Origin of the sequence: Komagataeibacter diospyri (genome assembly GCF_043995075.1) — a bacterium.
Taxonomy (GTDB): Bacteria; Pseudomonadota; Alphaproteobacteria; order Acetobacterales; family Acetobacteraceae; genus Komagataeibacter; species Komagataeibacter diospyri.
In genome coordinates this window covers 243529-259674 of record NZ_CP171837.1, presented here as the reverse complement: position 1 = coordinate 259674, position 16146 = coordinate 243529, and the positions used below count along the sequence as shown (strand labels likewise).

General features: G+C 54.3%; 13 protein-coding genes. 5 read left to right on the top strand and 8 right to left on the bottom strand.

The window, feature by feature from the left end; genetic code table 11:
- Positions 1-16: 16 nt before the first annotated feature.
- Genes ACE2AA_RS17590 through ACE2AA_RS17580 form a run of 3 tightly spaced genes read left to right on the top strand, consistent with a single transcriptional unit; the run spans position 17 to position 3253 of the window.
- On the top strand, positions 17-2377 hold the full coding sequence (locus tag ACE2AA_RS17590; protein WP_025811944.1) for a DotA/TraY family protein: 2361 nt from the start codon (positions 17-19) through the stop codon (positions 2375-2377).
- Positions 2378-2401: 24 nt separating this feature from the next.
- Positions 2402-2899 carry a hypothetical protein gene (locus ACE2AA_RS17585; RefSeq protein WP_025811946.1) on the top strand — a complete coding sequence of 166 codons (498 nt, stop codon included), beginning with the start codon at positions 2402-2404 and terminating at the stop codon, positions 2897-2899.
- 48 nt (positions 2900-2947) lie between these two features.
- Positions 2948-3253, top strand: coding sequence for a hypothetical protein (locus ACE2AA_RS17580; protein WP_084296402.1), 306 nt, complete (start codon positions 2948-2950; stop codon positions 3251-3253).
- A gap of 51 nt (positions 3254-3304) precedes the next feature.
- Here the strand turns inward: ACE2AA_RS17580 and ACE2AA_RS17575 are convergent, their stop codons facing one another.
- From ACE2AA_RS17575 to ACE2AA_RS17545, 7 genes are all read right to left on the bottom strand, one after another.
- Positions 3305-3841, bottom strand: coding sequence for a hypothetical protein (locus ACE2AA_RS17575; protein ID WP_025811948.1), 537 nt, complete (start codon positions 3839-3841; stop codon positions 3305-3307).
- Positions 3838-4845: a thiol:disulfide interchange protein gene (locus ACE2AA_RS17570; protein WP_141299355.1), complete on the bottom strand. Its 1008-nt coding sequence runs from the start codon at positions 4843-4845 to the stop codon at positions 3838-3840. Before ACE2AA_RS17570 ends, ACE2AA_RS17575 begins: the two co-directional genes overlap by 4 nt.
- Before the next feature lie 66 nt (positions 4846-4911).
- On the bottom strand, positions 4912-5307 hold the full coding sequence (locus ACE2AA_RS17565) for a hypothetical protein (RefSeq protein WP_084296403.1): 396 nt from the start codon (positions 5305-5307) through the stop codon (positions 4912-4914).
- Positions 5308-5821: 514 nt separating this feature from the next.
- A complete protein-coding gene (locus ACE2AA_RS17560; protein WP_025811950.1) occupies positions 5822-6547 on the bottom strand; it encodes an SDR family oxidoreductase in 726 nt (241 codons plus the stop codon).
- 64 nt (positions 6548-6611) lie between these two features.
- The gene (locus ACE2AA_RS17555) at positions 6612-6950 is read right to left on the bottom strand and encodes a DoxX family protein (RefSeq protein WP_141299353.1); all 339 of its coding nucleotides are present in this window, start codon (positions 6948-6950) and stop codon (positions 6612-6614) included.
- Positions 6943-7602: a TetR/AcrR family transcriptional regulator gene (locus tag ACE2AA_RS17550; protein WP_025811952.1), complete on the bottom strand. Its 660-nt coding sequence runs from the start codon at positions 7600-7602 to the stop codon at positions 6943-6945. Before ACE2AA_RS17550 ends, ACE2AA_RS17555 begins: the two co-directional genes overlap by 8 nt.
- A 274-nt stretch (positions 7603-7876) precedes the next feature.
- Positions 7877-9262 (bottom strand): Nramp family divalent metal transporter, encoded by a 1386-nt coding sequence (locus ACE2AA_RS17545; RefSeq protein ID WP_141299351.1) that lies wholly within the window; start codon positions 9260-9262, stop codon positions 7877-7879.
- A gap of 176 nt (positions 9263-9438) precedes the next feature.
- On the opposite strand from ACE2AA_RS17545, the gene mntR reads away from it, so the two are divergent.
- Together mntR and ACE2AA_RS17535 are read left to right on the top strand one after the other, a co-directional pair.
- Complete coding sequence (mntR, locus tag ACE2AA_RS17540) at positions 9439-9954, top strand: manganese-binding transcriptional regulator MntR (RefSeq protein ID WP_034958093.1); 516 nt, start codon at positions 9439-9441, stop codon at positions 9952-9954.
- Positions 9955-11221: 1267 nt separating this feature from the next.
- The gene (locus ACE2AA_RS17535) at positions 11222-12778 is read left to right on the top strand and encodes a carbohydrate porin (protein ID WP_227000638.1); all 1557 of its coding nucleotides are present in this window, start codon (positions 11222-11224) and stop codon (positions 12776-12778) included.
- Between the two features lie 1546 nt (positions 12779-14324).
- On the opposite strand, the gene ACE2AA_RS17530 is transcribed toward ACE2AA_RS17535, so the two are convergent.
- Positions 14325-15511, bottom strand: a protein-coding gene (locus tag ACE2AA_RS17530; RefSeq protein ID WP_395372345.1) for an IS3 family transposase whose coding sequence is annotated in 2 segments (ribosomal slippage) — positions 14325-15241 and positions 15241-15511 — 1188 coding nt in all. Because the reading frame shifts where the segments join, the coding sequence is not laid out codon by codon here.
- Between the last annotated feature and the right edge of the window lie 635 nt (positions 15512-16146).

Below are 16146 nucleotides of genomic sequence, written 5' to 3'. Positions count from 1 at the left end.
TGCTGGAGGACAAACCATGAAGCGCTTTCGCCGCCCTGTATTCGCCATCCTGCCACTCCTGTTTCTGTCGGCTGTTACCGTGTCTGCGGCAGCGCAGACGGTTGTTGCGACCGGTTCGGGAGTTGCAGCCAGCAGCACGGGCTATAACGTGACATGGGACCTGCTTGATCCGGGCAGTGACTGGGCGGCGCAGGTCATCCGGTCCGTATTCCCGGTTTTCGGGCAGGATACGAGCGCGCCCAGCATCGGCAACGAGGCGACCGTCATAGGAACCATGATCGGGTGGTTCTCCGGGTTCGTCATGGCATTTGCGATGGCGGTCGTAAGCTATATCTACTTCATGAACATCCACCGGGGGGCAGAAACAGCGCAACTCCTTGGCAACAACCAGACCAGCATGTCGATTGTGCGGATCGGGATTGCGGCCATCCTGATGTGGCCGCTTCCGGCAACCGGCTTCAATGCGGCGCAGGCCGTTGTCGTGCAGGGCTCGCTCTGGGGCATCGGTATGGCGAAGGTCGTCTACGACAAGGCGAAGCAGGCAATCGGACCAGACGGCAAGGTCATCGCACAGCCCCTTATCCCCGGCACAAAGGGGATTGTGACCGGTCTTGTGAAAAATGAGTTCTGCCGGGCCATTATTAACATTGCTGCGAATAACACGAACCTGATTGCGGCCCCGACCGGGCAGACCGTCCTGTCCGTGACCGGCGGGAAGATGGGAATCATCAACTATTCTTACAATATGGCAGCCGGCGCAGGAGACGGGACACCAGTTTGCGGGGCCGTAAGTTTGCAGGCGCCCAACACTGACGCGGTGAATCTGGCCGGTTTTCAGGTCGATCAGGCGGGTATGCAAAAACAGGTCCTTGATTCCGTGATCCTTGGCGACATTCGCAGCCAGGTTGCGCAGGTGGCCCAGAATTACTGGCAGACGAAAACGACAGCGTCGCTGGCCCCACTCATGACCATCATCGTCAATGCCACCAACGATTATGCGTCGAGGCTCACGACGCAGGCGGCACAACTGCGGTCTAAGCTTCAGGACACGGTCAACAATCAGACGCTCGCGCTTCACCAATGGGGGATTTCGACGAACGGAGATGCGGTCAACACCAGCAACCAGATGGATAATCTCGGATGGACCGGCGCAGGAGCCTACTATCTCGAATTTGCGCGCCTCAACGGCCAGACCCTGTCTCTCATGACCGCAACGCCAACCATCACCACCCCATCCTATTCCGGTCTCGGAAACTATCTTGCCTCGGACATTGCGCCTCTTGTGCAGTCTGCGGACACCTTTATGGAAAACATCGACAGCATGGTTGCGACGCAGGATGGCGTGACCGCGCCAGGCGGGAATGCCGACCTGTACACAGGCGCGATACCGGGTGGAGACGGTGCAGGTGTGCTCGACCAGCTGTTCCGCGCCCTGCACCTGAACGATTACGCCCTGCAGATCGTGACCGGATTTATCGAGCCGTCCGGGACGAACGGCTACTGGACGGATCCGTTTGGCAATCTCATGTCACTTGGAAACTGGATGATCACGACCGCCCTTCTCACGATGGGCACTGCGTCGGTTCTTTCTTCTACGGCCGGGACCGTTGGTATCGGCGTGCTGTCGCTTTTGAGCGGGAATCCAGAAGGTGCCGTTGCGGCAGGGGCCGGGCACGCGCTGATGCACTTTTTTGGCGCGCCGATTATCGGCGGCTGTTTCGCCATGCTTATGCCAGGCCTCACCATCGCCTATGTCATCCCGATGATCCCGTTTGTCATGTGGATGTTTGCCGTGGCTGGATGGTTCATCATGGTCTGTGAGTCCGTGATTGCAGCACCTCTGTGGATGCTCGCGCATATGACCATGAACGGGGAGGGGCTGCACGGTCATGCAAAACAGGGTTATGCTCTTCTGTTCAATGTCATCTTCCGGCCGGTGCTGATGCTGTTCGGGCTTTTCCTTGGATATTTTATATTTGATTCAGTGTCGTGGCTGATCCACATGTGTTTCGGCATTGCGGCCGGACTGGTGCTGTCAAACGGCTGGATTGTCAGCAACTTCCTCGGCATGATTGTTCTGGTCAGCCTCTTTGTCATGATTCACGTCACCCTGGCGTTCATTTCATTCAGGATGATCTCAATCCTGCCCCAGCGGGTTCCCGCCATGATCGGATTTGGTGACGTGGACCGGGTCGACATCGACCAGTTCAGCAGAGACGCCGCCGTTGTCGGTATGGCGGGCACGTTGCTCTCGATTCAGCAGTCGCTCGGCGGGAGTGATCGAACTGCGACCCAGCCTATGGATGATAAAAATAGTCAGAAAATATATACGGGTGCAAATAAAGCTGTAGATACGACAATGAAAAAGATTCTATAGTGCGATACACTTGGAGGGCATGAAATGTTTGGTGGCAACGGGATGAGTGGGCCGGCAGGCTTCATACTCGGACGCATGTCGTGTCAGTATAACGAGAGCTTGCAACGCAATATCCGACAGGCCCTTCATGGTGCTGCTCCGCCGCATTTTAACGAACTCGAAGAGCAGGTTCGGTTAATCAGTCGCTTGACCGAGGCACTTAATCTGGCGAATGCTCATTCTGATAAACTCGAAAGCCAGTTGGAAGACTGGAAAGACTACGCTCATGGCCTGGAATCACAGATCAGAGAACTGAAAGACCATCTTTGTCGGACGAGTGCTCATGCTGAGCAGGTTGCCAACGATCTCAAAATATCAAGGGGACAGGAAAAAGACCGGGCGCGCGATCTTGAGGCGACCTGTATCAATTATCGCCGACTCAGCGATGATCATGCAGCGTTGACGACCAAGGCTGCGAATATGGAACGACGCATTCGAGGCTACCTCTCCATGGAAGACGAATGGAGAAAGCGGCAGTCCTAGTCGCAAGATACTTGGTCAGGATGGTCTCCTCTAAGCGGGAGACCATTCGTGAAACATTTCATTCTGCCTCTTGTCCTCTCCCCCTTGCTTGCGGCATGCAGCGCTGGCAACGTGTCATCTGCTGCCCATGTGCATGGCCCAAAGGCTCCCCCGACCAGGCATGCGCGTTACGATCCGCACGCGGCCTACGGATCGACACGTGTAATCTGGACACCCCCAACGTACAATCGCGCCGGTACGATCGTCCGGCCTGATGATCCACGGGCGATGTCGGGGCGCGAGGATTACGAACATGCCTCCTGGGCAACAGGCGCTCAGGGCGGCGACAAGAACGCGCCACCCGGCACGTTCTGAGTGCTCCGCCGATCCTATCTATTCACAAGCGTAATGCAGATGGACTTGCGGTTACGGCCTGCGTGGAATGAGGCTGTCGGCGGTGGCGACAAATTGGCAGGCGGAACCCAGGCGGCGTTCGCGGATCTGCCAGTTGAGCCACGCGTTCTGAAACGCCACAAGTGTTAGAAATGTCCAGAAGGGCGCGAACTCCAGCGCAGCAAGGAGTTGGCTGCCCTTCCAGCGGGAAAGGAGCATTTCTCCGGTCCAGCCAAAAACCAGAACAACAGCGAGCATACTGGCAGCAAGCGCCCGTCTGTATGTCTCATGCTGTCTCTGATCGAGTAAGATCGCCACAACGCGGGGTTCGACGCCATATTGGGCAGCGATCGCGGCGATATCAATAGGGGTACCATCTGGCGCCCGCGGGCCCTGCATACCGGCTTTTGGCGTCAGTAATCCCTTCCCGAGGGCTTCAATCAGCGCGGCATTTCTCGTTACATCGGACCAGGCGACCAATGTACGTGGATCGCCAATCACCAGCCGGGCCACCTTGCGCGTTCTTGCAAAAAAACGCCGCGGGCCGGTCTGGTCCTGTCGTGTCTTCATTGCGAGACCGAGGTCAGAAACGTGGCGACATCCGTGGGAACGCCGTCGAGCCGGCCGATCCTGCCATTGCGGTGCATCCAGACGAAGGTTGGGCTCCCTGTGAGCCCTATCCGCCGTGCAATCCCGGTATTGCGGGCAAGCTTCTCCTCACTATCCGGTTCAGGTGCTGTCAATCCAGGGTTTAGGCGACCGTTGACCCACGCTTGTGCCATCTCGTTTGCCGGAAGCGACAGCATGGCTCTCGCATTGACGGTGCTGGCGCCATTATCCTCGTAATCAAGCAATGACAGCGGGACTATTTTCAGGCGAACTTTCCCTGCATCGATTGCGGGCTGAAGGATATGCATCGCCTTCATCGAGTAGATACATTGCGGGTCTATGAACATGATGACTTCCGGGGCTGAAGGTATCCCTATAAGGCCTCCCGAGAGACCCGGGAGCCCGGACTGTTCGTTAGCGTCGGCTGAAGCGCCAGAGATACTGATTTCCGGGACGGCTCCAGGAATGCCCCTGATCTGGTCTCTCGTGATGTCCTGTCCGGTGGCGCCCCACATGCGGGCAGCGACTGCTGCCTTGCCATCCGGGGTCGCATAGACGACCTGAAAACGGTTATCTGCCCGAACAAACATTCCCCTGATGCCATCGACCGGTGCGAGATCGTGGGCGCGCGACCCGGCCAGGGAACGTAGGGTGTCGTAGGCTACCGGAATCAGCGTGCCGCTAAGCACGATCGCGTGGCTTCTCGGGGCAAAGAAGACCAGGAGTTTGTTCCGCGCATGGGCGATGCCCGTCTCAAACCCATGTATATTGGACAACATCTCGACTTGAGCTCCGGCGGTTCCGAGGTGAACTATTGCGTCAGTTGGGTCTGTGTCATCGTGCTCCGATATGGTTGTCACAGTGGTTAAACTGCCGGCAGCCCGAGGAACAGAGGAAGAACATTGTTGACCAAACGCAGGACGAGGCAGGACCAGCAGGAACGGGATAAGGAAAACATGGCGCATATCAGGAAATCTCCAGACACTTTACATGTCCAGTAATCGGCAATCATGCGACTTTTTCAGGAAACATCATTCGCAATCAATACCTGCTTCTGGTGAAGAAGGCTTTTCAGAAGCGGGTAAAGTTACGGAAGATTCTGTTGCTTCTTCGCGCTCAGACTCGTCTTCAAGCTCATTAGGGAGCATCTCATTAGTCATCTCATCAAGAATACTGACACGTAGCAGCAAGTAACGAGACTCCGGGTGCTCGTCTATTAATTGACGCCCTTTTTCTTGGCAAAGTGATAGCATCCAGCGCAGCCACTGCACCTGTTCTTGTCTGGAAATGGGTTTACTCTCGGGCGAAACCATGTATTCGATATGGCGTCTAATTCCCAGAATGGCCTGAGCCAACGACAAACAAAGTTTCCTTGACGGTTCATCGTCGATAAGGTCAAACCGTAAACGAAGTTCGTCAAACTTCATATCATCCCCACACGACTTTATATTCTGGAAATATGGTCCGTGTAGTGCACAAAACATTTTCATATATACAGTTCTTATATAAGAACGACATATTTTATTATTGTACGATTATTCCTCTAACTCCCTTTCGCATGCCTGCACGGCATGATCAGTAGAACTCTCAATCTACACGAATCCAGAACAATGTAACGCTTATCTCTATTTTGTGACTAAATGTTACGTTACATTTCGACCGATGTGTGACTTTGGAGAGACAAATCTCTATCGATTCCACAGCAGGTCGAATTTCTGATAATATTTCGAAGGATAGATGGATTTATAAATATGTTCTAATAAATATAAACATTGACGGGTTATGATACCATTCCCTTCTGACAAACAGCATATCTTCGCAGATGATGCCGTAGTCCCGTGCCCGGTGCGGCGCATCAAAGTTAACCGCCGTTATGGCACATGGTAAATCCCTACAAGCTTCGTGCCTTTCGCGATATTTTTGTCTCCAAGTGTTCACTAATTACCAATCTACACGACCGTTTTCGTCAGCGAAGGTACCTGTCGGGCCGGCGTCATCAAGCAATGCGTATTGAATGGCCACCTGTGCTGCCTGATCAGGCATGCGGTCGCCATAATGGTTGGTGGCATCCGTCGCTGTCAGGCCGGGACAGATGGCGTTTACCTTGATATTCTTTTCCATCAGCAGTTTTGCATAGCTGAGCGTCAGGGAATTGAGGGCTGCCTTGGATGCCTGATAGGTGGGCATGGCGACGTCCTTGTAGATCCAGTCCGGCTGTGTCCGGCTTGTAAACGAGGCCAGAACGGATGACACGTTCACAATCCTTGCGTGTCCGGACTTCTCAAGCTGCGGGATCATGGCGTCTGTAAGGGCAGCCGTGCCCACAACATTCGTCTCAAGCGTCCGCGACAGTTTTTCGCGAACCGGGGTATCCGGGTAGAAATCCAGACTGATGCCGGCATTGTTCACGAGGATATCCAGACGACCGTACTTCTCGCGGATGAACGTTACCAGATTGTCGATGGTGGCCTGGCTGGTTGTATCCAGTTCAACAGCTTCGACCTGCGTGTCAGGCGTGCTGATTTCTGCTGCCACTTTCTGGCCAGCTTCAAGGCTTCGGGCCCCCAGCAGGACTTTTGCGCCCCTGTTGGCAAGGCCCTGCGCGATGGCGCGGCCAATACCGCGTGTTGCCCCGCTGACGAGGGCAATGGGTTGGATCTGGCTCATGTATGAACCTTTTCAGTTGATAGCTACGGAAACGGCGGTCACATGCCGAACTGGCATGCTCTGATCATTTCCTGTGGAGATAGACAGACAGCACCAGGCAACCAAGAACGACGGCGGGAGCAATCGCATGGGTGTATTCGCCATGGAATATTACGGTCACGATTGCGGACGCCATGATACAGGCCGCGAGCAGGCTGCCGATCGTCCGGCTTGCCTGTCGGGCCATCAGGATAGCCGATGTGAGTTCAAGGCTGCCGGTTACAAAATGGAACCAGTCCGGATAGCCCCACCGTGCGTATTCTTCCGTAATGGTCTTTGGCGCAAGGATGTTGCCAATCGCGCCGATTATGAAAAAACCGACCAGCGCATAAGCCAGAATCTGTTTTGCAGGGACATTACGCATGGTCCGTGTCCTGAGCAGCCGTGAGGAAAAGAGAAACCGACAGGGCTATGGTGTTGCTATCCTGATCGGCGGTCGTTCGGGGGCCACCGGTCAGCAACTGCAACTGCGCTTCTCCCGTAACCATATGGATGAAAGCGTAAGCCAGACCGGATGCATCCATATCCGTGCGTAACCTGCCCTGGGCCTGCTGTTTACGGATCCAGCCTGCCAGGACCGACTTTGCATTGTGGTGGCCGGCAGACCAGATGGTTCGTGAGAGTTGGGGAAACCGTTTACCTTCCGCGATCATCAGACGGTGCAGTTCGATCACCCGGGGCTGTTTGATGATATGGAGAATTTCAGAACCGAATTGCTCCAGAGTCTGCCTGATGCAGGCATCTTCCAGCGTCAGATTTTCAAGCGGCTCTGCCAGTTTCCTGCATTCTTCCGCGATCACAGCGGCAAAAAGCCCTTCCTTGCCCCCGAAGCGCTCATAAATGTTCCGCCTTGACCCACCCACTTTCTGGATCAGCATGTCCAAAGAAGTCGCTTCATAGCCATGTTCAAGGAAAAGCTCGGTGGCAGAATTCGTTAGCTTCCTGAGACGTTCGATGCCTCTGGGTCGCAGTGCTTTTTCCTGTGAAACGGGATGGTATGATTGTGCTGAGGCCATAAGTGGAAACGGATCCTTCATGCCGATTGTGGTATGGTAACGTACGGTACCATAAATGCAATAGGCTGATCTCCGAATATGACGGAGCATGGCATCTGACTCTTGAGCATGCTTATGCGCTCAAAATCAGGCCATCACGACCTTAAGCCACAGTATTGGCCATGATGATGTGGCGCGTGCATCGGTGTTGACCGTAATGATTGGCAAAACGGCATGCGCACAGATTTCGATGTGCGCATGCCGTCCGGATTTTTCTGATAATGAATAAGGCTGGTCAGGGTTGGGCGGAGAAGATCGTGTCGTAAAGCAGCTTGAAGTTGAGCACCAGAATAATGGCCGCCACGATCCACGACAGCGCGGCAAGTTTTCTGGAGATCACGAACTCGCCCATTTTCCGTCGGTCGGATACGAACATGACCAGCGGGATCACCGCGAAGGGCAGTTGCATCGACAGGATAACCTGGCTGAACAGGAGCAGTTGCCCCACGCCGCTGCTGCCATAGATCGCTGTTACGATCACTACAGGAATGATCGCGAGCCCACGTGTCAGCAGACGTCGTGCCCAGTGTGGGATGCGGAGCCGCAGGAAGCCTTCCATGATGATCTGGCCAGCCAGCGTGCCGGTAATGGTCGAGTTGGTGCCCGCTGCCAGTAGCGCCACGGCAAACAGGGTAGACGCAATGCCCATGCCCAGGATTGGCGACAGGAGACGATAGGCATCCTCGATTTCCGCCACATCCTGATGCCCGGTGGTATGGAACGCGGCGGCCGCAACGATCAGGATGGCAGCGTTGATGAACAGGGCCAGCATCAGGGCAATCGTACTGTCCCATGTCGACCAGCGGATCGCTTCGCGCCGCCCGACGGGCGTGCGTTCGAAGGCGCGGGTCTGCACGATTGAAGAGTGCAGGTACAGGTTATGAGGCATGACCGTCGCCCCGATGATGCCGATCGCGATATACAGCATCTGGCTGTTGGTCACGATCTCGGTCGAGGGCAGGAAGCCTTTCAGGATGCCTGCCAGCGGCGGTGCCGCCGCCACGACCTGCACGGCAAAGCAGATTGCAATGACGCTGAGCAGGCCGATGATGAACGCTTCCAGATAACGGAAGCCCCGGTTCATCAGGACAAGGACAATAAAGGCGTCGAGTACCGAGATTACGGCACCGACCAGCAGGGGGATGCCGAAAAGCAGTTGCAGGGCCACGGCCGTGCCGATGACCTCGGCCAGGTCGCAGGCGATGATGGCCAGTTCGCAGGCAAGCCATAGTGTGATGTTTACGATAGGCGGAAAGTGATCGCGGCACGCCTGCGCGAGATCGCGCCCCGTTGCGATGCCCAGTCGGGCCGATAATGCCTGCAGCAGAATGGCCATCAGGTTCGACAGCATGATGACGGCAAGAAGGGTATAGCCGAATTGCGCGCCCCCCTGCAGATCCGTGGCCCAGTTGCCCGGGTCCATATAACCGACCGAGACCATATATCCCGGTCCCACGAAGGCCAGGAAGCGGCGGAACCAGGGCGCGTTGCCGGAAGGAAGCCGCACACTGGCAAAGACTTCCGGCAGGCTGTTGCTGCCAGCTTCAGTCGGGCTGGCAAAGCGCCACGCCGTCTTTTCTGGCGCAGATGGGAGAGGGATGGGGCGTGAATCATGGGGCATGGGGACACACTAAATCAAATCGAATGGCGATATGCAATATGCTATAATAGAAAGCATACGGAAAACAATTGGGTGAAAGCGGTTTTCTGAAGCTAATGACATATTATGCGTTTTATAATGAAGTATGCTAACCAGAATAATGCTTTTTGCCTGCCTCCATGGGAGTGGAAATCACAATGAGACAAAACGATTTACAGCGGCTCAAGAAAGCAGCCGATACGCTCCCGGACTCCAAAATCCATTCAGAGGGCTTCCGTGCCAACCGGATGGCAAGGCAGAATGCCCTGATCGAAGATTACGTGGAACTGATTGCCGACCTTCTGGATGAAGGCCAGGAAGCACGTCAGGTCGATCTGGCGGAACGTCTGGGGGTCTCGCAGCCGACCGTCGCCAAGATGCTGGTTCGTCTGACGGATGAAGGGCTTGTTGCCCGTAAGCCATACCGCGGGGTGTTCCTCACCGAGGAGGGGCGAAAGATGGCGGAAGCGGTCCGTACCCGGCACCGTATCGTCGAGGCATTCCTGCTTTCACTTGGGATCAGTCAGGAAAATGCACGGATCGATGCCGAAGGATTGGAACATTACGTGAGCGCCGAGACACTCGATGCGTTCCAGCGCGCAATGAATGCCGGACTTGCCCAGTTTATGGTTGGTTCCAGGCAGGCCGTTCCCGAGTTTTCTGGGTTGGACTGACCGGGGACGAGCCTGCTGCATGCAGTGTAAAGTACGGCTGCAGGCGTTTCTCAAATTCCGTTAGATTTGGGACGAGAATACGGACTGCGTGGCTGCTCAGTATGAGCGTGATGTCAAGCAATAGGGATTTGCGGCCCTTGTGCGTCCGACCTTCAGTGAAGTCCCAGGACCACACGCGTTCGCGATGCTGCGGGCGCAGCTGGACGCAAGATCAGGCGTCCAACCAAAGGCAATTCTGTTTTGGGGTGCCTTCGGAACGTCAAGTCCCTATCGCCGACAGATCCGCCGGGCCTCAGAAAAACATGGATGCAGCGATAGCTATAGCGGTCGTAATCTCTGGTGAGCACGATGGTATCGGTCGTCAACCGGTGCTCAGCCGTATTATCATTTGCGAGATGACGCAGTGTTGAGGAGGGGCGATCGAGCATCCAGCAGGTCCGCGGTTCCAATACTGCCAGCGCACGACAGACCCGTCTGATCGCCTTAGTCTGATGCGAGATCCGTCGTTCGCGTCTTCAATCGGGTCTTTTCCCGCTTCCGATCTTTCATGTGACGTGTGAGATCACCCTCAGGCCATCATATTTTTTAAGCCACCGACACTGCATCTGCTCGATAGTCTATAAATGAAGGTCGTGGGATGATGGTGTGTCGTGATCTGAGTGGACAACTGCAGCGTTCCGCTCTGGCATGATCATCGCCCTAAAACGGACTGCATAGAGATCCAACAGCACAATGCTGTACTATATTAGGCAGTCTGGTGCCTAACGATTAGTCTTCCGGCGCATATAGAGCATGTCATTGCTGATTTGTCTCGCAAAGATAGAGCTGTCGTCGGCTTTATTTGCTCTTGCTACGGCTGGACAGTCGAAATGGCGGCCAAATCTGTCGGTACCGCCATTTCTTTGGAATCCGGGACTGCCGATCAAATGACCTTAGGAGATATCCGCGGATTGTCCCACGGGAACTATATGCCGGATATATACATTATAGCACCCTGCATACTTAAACGTCCGTGCTATAAGCGGGTTAACTGGAAGGGCTGCGACAGAATGTTTGTCGGAATTCATCGTCATACAAGGGGGGGCAGATCATTCGCGAGATGCGCCTGTCCCACGAATACGGAACAATATTTATAGTATAATCAACGCATAAAATAATAAATTCATATAACAGGGTGGAAATGAAAAATAATATCAAATGCAATTATGGATATATTTTTATCGCGTTCGCCATAAATGCTTTTTTTATAATCAATTTTTGCGGAATTATGAAAGCCTATGCCCAGTCACCTCAAACCCAGATCGAAGAAGATCGTGCCCGTCTTGGTAACTCTACCCCGCTGATCCAGCAGATCGATCCTGCCACGGTACGCGATTCAGAACGCGCCACAGCCGATGCGGAGGAAAAGGCTGCAGTCGCTGCGGGAGACGGAGACAAACTGGATACCAGCAGCAACCTGTTGGGGAACATGTGGGGCGCACGGTCATGGATGTACAAACACGGCATCACCTTCGACATCCAGGAAGTCGATGAAGTCTGGGGCAATGGCACCGGTGGCACCCCCAGCACCAACGGAGATGGCCAGGGTTCGGGTACAGGCCCCTCCTATGATGCTGTGACCATGCCCACCCTGACTGTTGATACCGAAAAGCTGTTCGGGCTGAAGGGCGGTCTGTTCAATGTCAGCGCGCTGCAGACACGCGGCCGTTCCATCTCGCAGGATCACCTGAATAACTTCAACCCCGTCAGTGGGTTCGAGGCCGACCGCTCCACCCGCCTGTTCGAACTGTGGTACCAGCAGTCGTTCCTCAAGGGCAAACTTGATGTGAAGATCGGCCAGCAGGATCTTGATACCGAGTTCCTGATCAGCGATTACGCCTCACTTTACCTCAATGCGAACTTCGGCTGGCCGATGGCCCCCTCGGTCAACCTGTATGGCGGCGGTCCGTCCTGGCCGCTCTCGTCCCCGGCTATTCGCATCCGCTACCGGCCGAGCGAGAAGTTCACCTTCATGTTCGCCGCTGCCGATGATAACCCGCCGGGCAACCGCTACAATTCGACACCCATCCAGCAGGCGACCGGTTCGGACCTCGGTAGCAACAGTGACCCCACCAGCCAGACCTATAATGGCGCCAACGGCAGAAATTTCAACATGGGCACCGGCGCGCTGCTGATGACCGAACTGCAATATGCGCTGAACCCGCAACCTGCCGATATGTCGAACGTGACCAAGAAGCCCGGCCTACCAGGCGTGTACAAGCTGGGCGGATATTACGATACGGCCAGATTTGCCGATTACCGCTATAACCGCAATGGGGGTTCCCTGGGGGCGGCCACGTTGGCCGCCAACCCCTCGCAGGCTGATCTCACTTCACGCTGGGACCGGGGCAACTGGATGGTCTATGGCATCATCGACCAGATGATCTGGCGGCCATCGCTTACATCCGCCCGTTCGGTGGGCATATTCGTGCGTGCGACAGGCAATGGCGGTGATCGCAACGAGATCAGTTTTGCCATTGATGCAGGCATCAACCTGAAGGCCCCGTTCAGGGGGCGCGACAATGACACGATCGGACTGGGTTGGGGTATCGGTCGCGCCAGTTCAGGGCTTCGGCAGTTCAACCGGGATAGTCAGTCGCTGATACCGGGGAATGAAAACCATCTTGAACTGACGTATCAGGCGCAGGTTACGCCTTGGATGGTCATGCAGCCCGACTTCCAGTACGTCTGGCATCCCGCGGGCGGAAGCGGCGATCCGTCTTTCCCCTACCGCCGCACGGGCGATGAGGCCATTTTGGGTCTGCATAGTAATATTACGTTTTAGAGAAATAAATCCTGGTCCGGATCGCGGATATACGTCCCGAACTTATATGACTGTGTGTGTTTGAAGGTGCTCAAACTGATGGAACAATAATCATATTTATCTATGCAATTAGGATTTATGAAAAAATAATTACTGTATACCATGAGGAAATATCATAATACTGTCTGCGACAATCGATGGTTCTCTACAAGAAAATGAAAAGGGAAAACCATTTCGTTTTACTTTTGCAGGCTGTGCCCCGGAAGTCAGTCGATAACTGATCCTGCGGTTGTAAGTGGTATGGGAGGTCATCGGATTGATCATTGTTGTCACAGCAACGGGGAGATCAAAACGGCTTTTGATAATTCGCAAGTCAGGAGGTTTACTTTTATGAATTAGAGCATCTTCAGCAGTTCGTATGTGTCCATTCAAACTGGATCTGCTCTGGCCCGCTCAGTCGGGCGGGGTGACCGATAGCTGGAGTATTGATTGTGTCATCTTTTTTTCTTGCTGCTCTGATCTCCTTGCGTTTCGCAACCTGATAGTCACTTTCCTGTCGGCTGATAAAAATCCACAAGAGGACGACACATACTGCGGGCGAAATACCGCAAAATGATTTTAACGGGAGACCCGACAATGAGATCAAATACTATCGATGATCTGCACGTGGGATGTGGTTGGTCTCATTCTGGATCGGAAACGCTGACCCCACACCAAAAGTAGGCGATGCTGCCTTTGTGGACAAAGGCGGTTATGAGACCTTATCGCGCGAGGGAAGTATGCGCGGATCTTTCGTATTGATGGGATTTGTTGCAGGTAGCTATTCCGCGCAATGGGATATCGAGCGTCGCAGCCTGAGAGCCAATGGTCAAAAATTGGACCGGCAGGTTATCGAAAAATTCCCATAGATCTTAAATGGAATATAATTTCCCAATATAGTTCTTATCATTCTATGTATAAATATTATTTGTTTATTATTTCGACCACAAAGTGGCGGTGATAAGAATAATGGCTATAATCCGAACAACGTTAGGAATGGTAATAAATTGGGAGTACAAATTTTCTCTCCTGATTTAAGCACGCAACGTTATGTCCGCAGGCTGATCAATTTCGAAAGCCTTTTGATCTAGTCGGTGATATCGTCAGACGGTCTACGATAACCCTTTTGAGAACTTGATAAGCTTTTCAACTGTTCGTGCTTTCTCGCGTAACCGGGGTTTCAGGACTCAGGGACATACTTCTGTTGTTATCTGCGCCCCACAAATATGCAGTACGCTATATAAGAAAGCAAGATGAAATTCTTTATGCGCTGGCAACATGGTGCTGTTTGGTTTTAAGGAGGCCTTATGGGACCACGTCAGCAGTATTCATTGCAAAGCCGCAGAAAGGGCAGGGACAAGGCAGATGCAGCGCCAGCATCTGTCATTGATTCACAAAGCCAGCTGTGAAAACGGCTTCGCAGGTCGATCTTGAGGTTAAGGATCGGGGTTATCTACCAGAGGTGCCCTGAGGTGGTCCCGTCCGTTCGGACAGTTTTGCGGGCTTGATAAGCTATACCCGGTTGTTGTTATGCCGCCCTTCTGACGGCGTTGCTGTTGGCCATCTGGTCCGGGGTTAACCCCGGACCAGATGGCGTCGGCACGTCATGATACGCCTCATCGGGCGTTCGTCCAGCCAGCGCCGTATGCGGACGCCTTTCGTTATAATGGGCGATCCATCTGCCAAGCCCGGCCCTCAGCTCTGATCCGGTCTCGAACGCGTACAGGTAGACGCATTCGTATTTCAGCGACCGCCACAGACGCTCGATGAACACGTTGTCCAGCCAGCGACCGCGCCCATCCATGCTGATGCGGATCTGACGCTCTTCCAGTATCCCGCTGAAACGGGGTGTCGTAAATTGCGACCCCTGGTCAGTATTGAAAATGTCCGGGGCGCCATAGCGCATGAGGGCATCCTGTAGCGCCTCGATACAGAACTCCACGTCCATCGTGTTCGACAGACGCCAGGACAGGACCTTGCGCGTGAACCAGTCCATGATCGCCACGAGATAGAGAAATCCCCGTTTCATGGGAATATATGTGATATCGGAACACCAGACCTGGTCAGGCCGATTGATGACCAGATCCCGTAGCAGATATGGATATTTCCGATGCTCCGGATGGGGCACGGTCGTGCGCGGCTTCTGGTAGATCGCCCGCAGGCCCATGATCGCCATGAGCCGCCGGACCCGCTTGCGGCCCACTTCATGTCCCTGGCGGCGCAGATGCCATGTCATCTGCCGTGAGCCATAATACGGCGTTTCCAGGAACTGGGCGTCGATCAGCCGCATCAGCTCCAGATTGGCTTCGCTCTGTGGCACAGGCCGATAGTAGACGCCCGACCGGTTGAGTTGCAGCAGCGTGCATTGCCGGATTATCGGCAGGCATGCTCTCTTCGGGTCAATCATCTGCCGCCTCTGATCACGCCCAACCGAGCAGAGGCATCCCGCAAAAAATCCCGTTCCACCAGCAACTGGCCGATCTTGGCGTGCAGTTTCTCTACATCAGCAAGGCTGACTGAAGGTTCCGTTACTGACTTACCAGAAAAAAGGCTTGCCATGCCCTCGATCGCCTGCCGTTTCCATTGGGCGATCATCGTCTGATGCACGCCATGTTTCGAAGCCAGTTCCGCCAGCGTCAGTTCCCCACGGATCGCCTCCAGCGCAACCCGTGACTTGAACTCTGCCGCATACCGTTTCCGCGTAACCTTGCCCATAAAACCCGTCCTCGTTCAGGCCAGATGATAGCTTATCGCCCTGTCCGAAAAATGGGGACCACCTCTCCCTGCATGACGATGCTGCATCTTCAATACCCGAGATATATATCCTTCTCCGCCATGGTTCGCTGGCAAGCGTCATATCGTGCAGAACTCGGGTTGAAGACGTTTAGAGCCGCATCGGTATGGACGATTGCGAGCGGGGCTGGATAACATTTCCACCTGACATTCTTATGGCGGAAACCGAACGTCGAATGCACCTACCTGCGCGTTGTATGGGCGAATCCGAATCTCGCTTTGGGCGTTGTGATTCGGATGGACCGACACAACGCATGGCGTCTGCATGTCGGCATGGCTGGATTTACGTCCCATAGAGTGCCAGCACGCCATCTGGTGGCGAAAGTGACAGTTACATCGGCCAGGCGAGGTACAGCTTATGGGATCCAAAACAATCGTTAGAACGAATGTCTCAACTTATATCAGGGCCCCGCAGATCGTAATATCTTGCACAGTGCACCAGCTCCGCCAGTGACTGTGAAGATAGCTGCGCCTGGTGCGAGCATAAGCTGGTTGGTGCCTGCTCGACGAAATCGCAATCTCATTAACCGGGCGTCAAAAAAAATATCGGGATAAAG

Excerpts from the sequence above, each read along its gene's own strand:
- ACE2AA_RS17590 (WP_025811944.1), top strand. The coding sequence starts at position 17 with ATGAAGCGCTTTCGCCGCCCTGTATTCGCCATCCTGCCACTCCTGTTT.
- ACE2AA_RS17585 (WP_025811946.1), top strand. The coding sequence starts at position 2,402 with ATGTTTGGTGGCAACGGGATGAGTGGGCCGGCAGGCTTCATACTCGGA.
- ACE2AA_RS17575 (WP_025811948.1), bottom strand. The coding sequence starts at position 3,841 with ATGAAGACACGACAGGACCAGACCGGCCCGCGGCGTTTTTTTGCAAGA.
- ACE2AA_RS17570 (WP_141299355.1), bottom strand. The coding sequence starts at position 4,845 with ATGCGCCATGTTTTCCTTATCCCGTTCCTGCTGGTCCTGCCTCGTCCT.
- ACE2AA_RS17565 (WP_084296403.1), bottom strand. The coding sequence starts at position 5,307 with ATGAAGTTTGACGAACTTCGTTTACGGTTTGACCTTATCGACGATGAA.
- ACE2AA_RS17560 (WP_025811950.1), bottom strand. The coding sequence starts at position 6,547 with ATGAGCCAGATCCAACCCATTGCCCTCGTCAGCGGGGCAACACGCGGT.
- ACE2AA_RS17555 (WP_141299353.1), bottom strand. The coding sequence starts at position 6,950 with ATGCGTAATGTCCCTGCAAAACAGATTCTGGCTTATGCGCTGGTCGGT.
- ACE2AA_RS17550 (WP_025811952.1), bottom strand. The coding sequence starts at position 7,602 with ATGGCCTCAGCACAATCATACCATCCCGTTTCACAGGAAAAAGCACTG.
- ACE2AA_RS17545 (WP_141299351.1), bottom strand. The coding sequence starts at position 9,262 with ATGCCCCATGATTCACGCCCCATCCCTCTCCCATCTGCGCCAGAAAAG.
- mntR (WP_034958093.1), top strand. The coding sequence starts at position 9,439 with ATGAGACAAAACGATTTACAGCGGCTCAAGAAAGCAGCCGATACGCTC.
- ACE2AA_RS17535 (WP_227000638.1), top strand. The coding sequence starts at position 11,222 with ATGAAAGCCTATGCCCAGTCACCTCAAACCCAGATCGAAGAAGATCGT.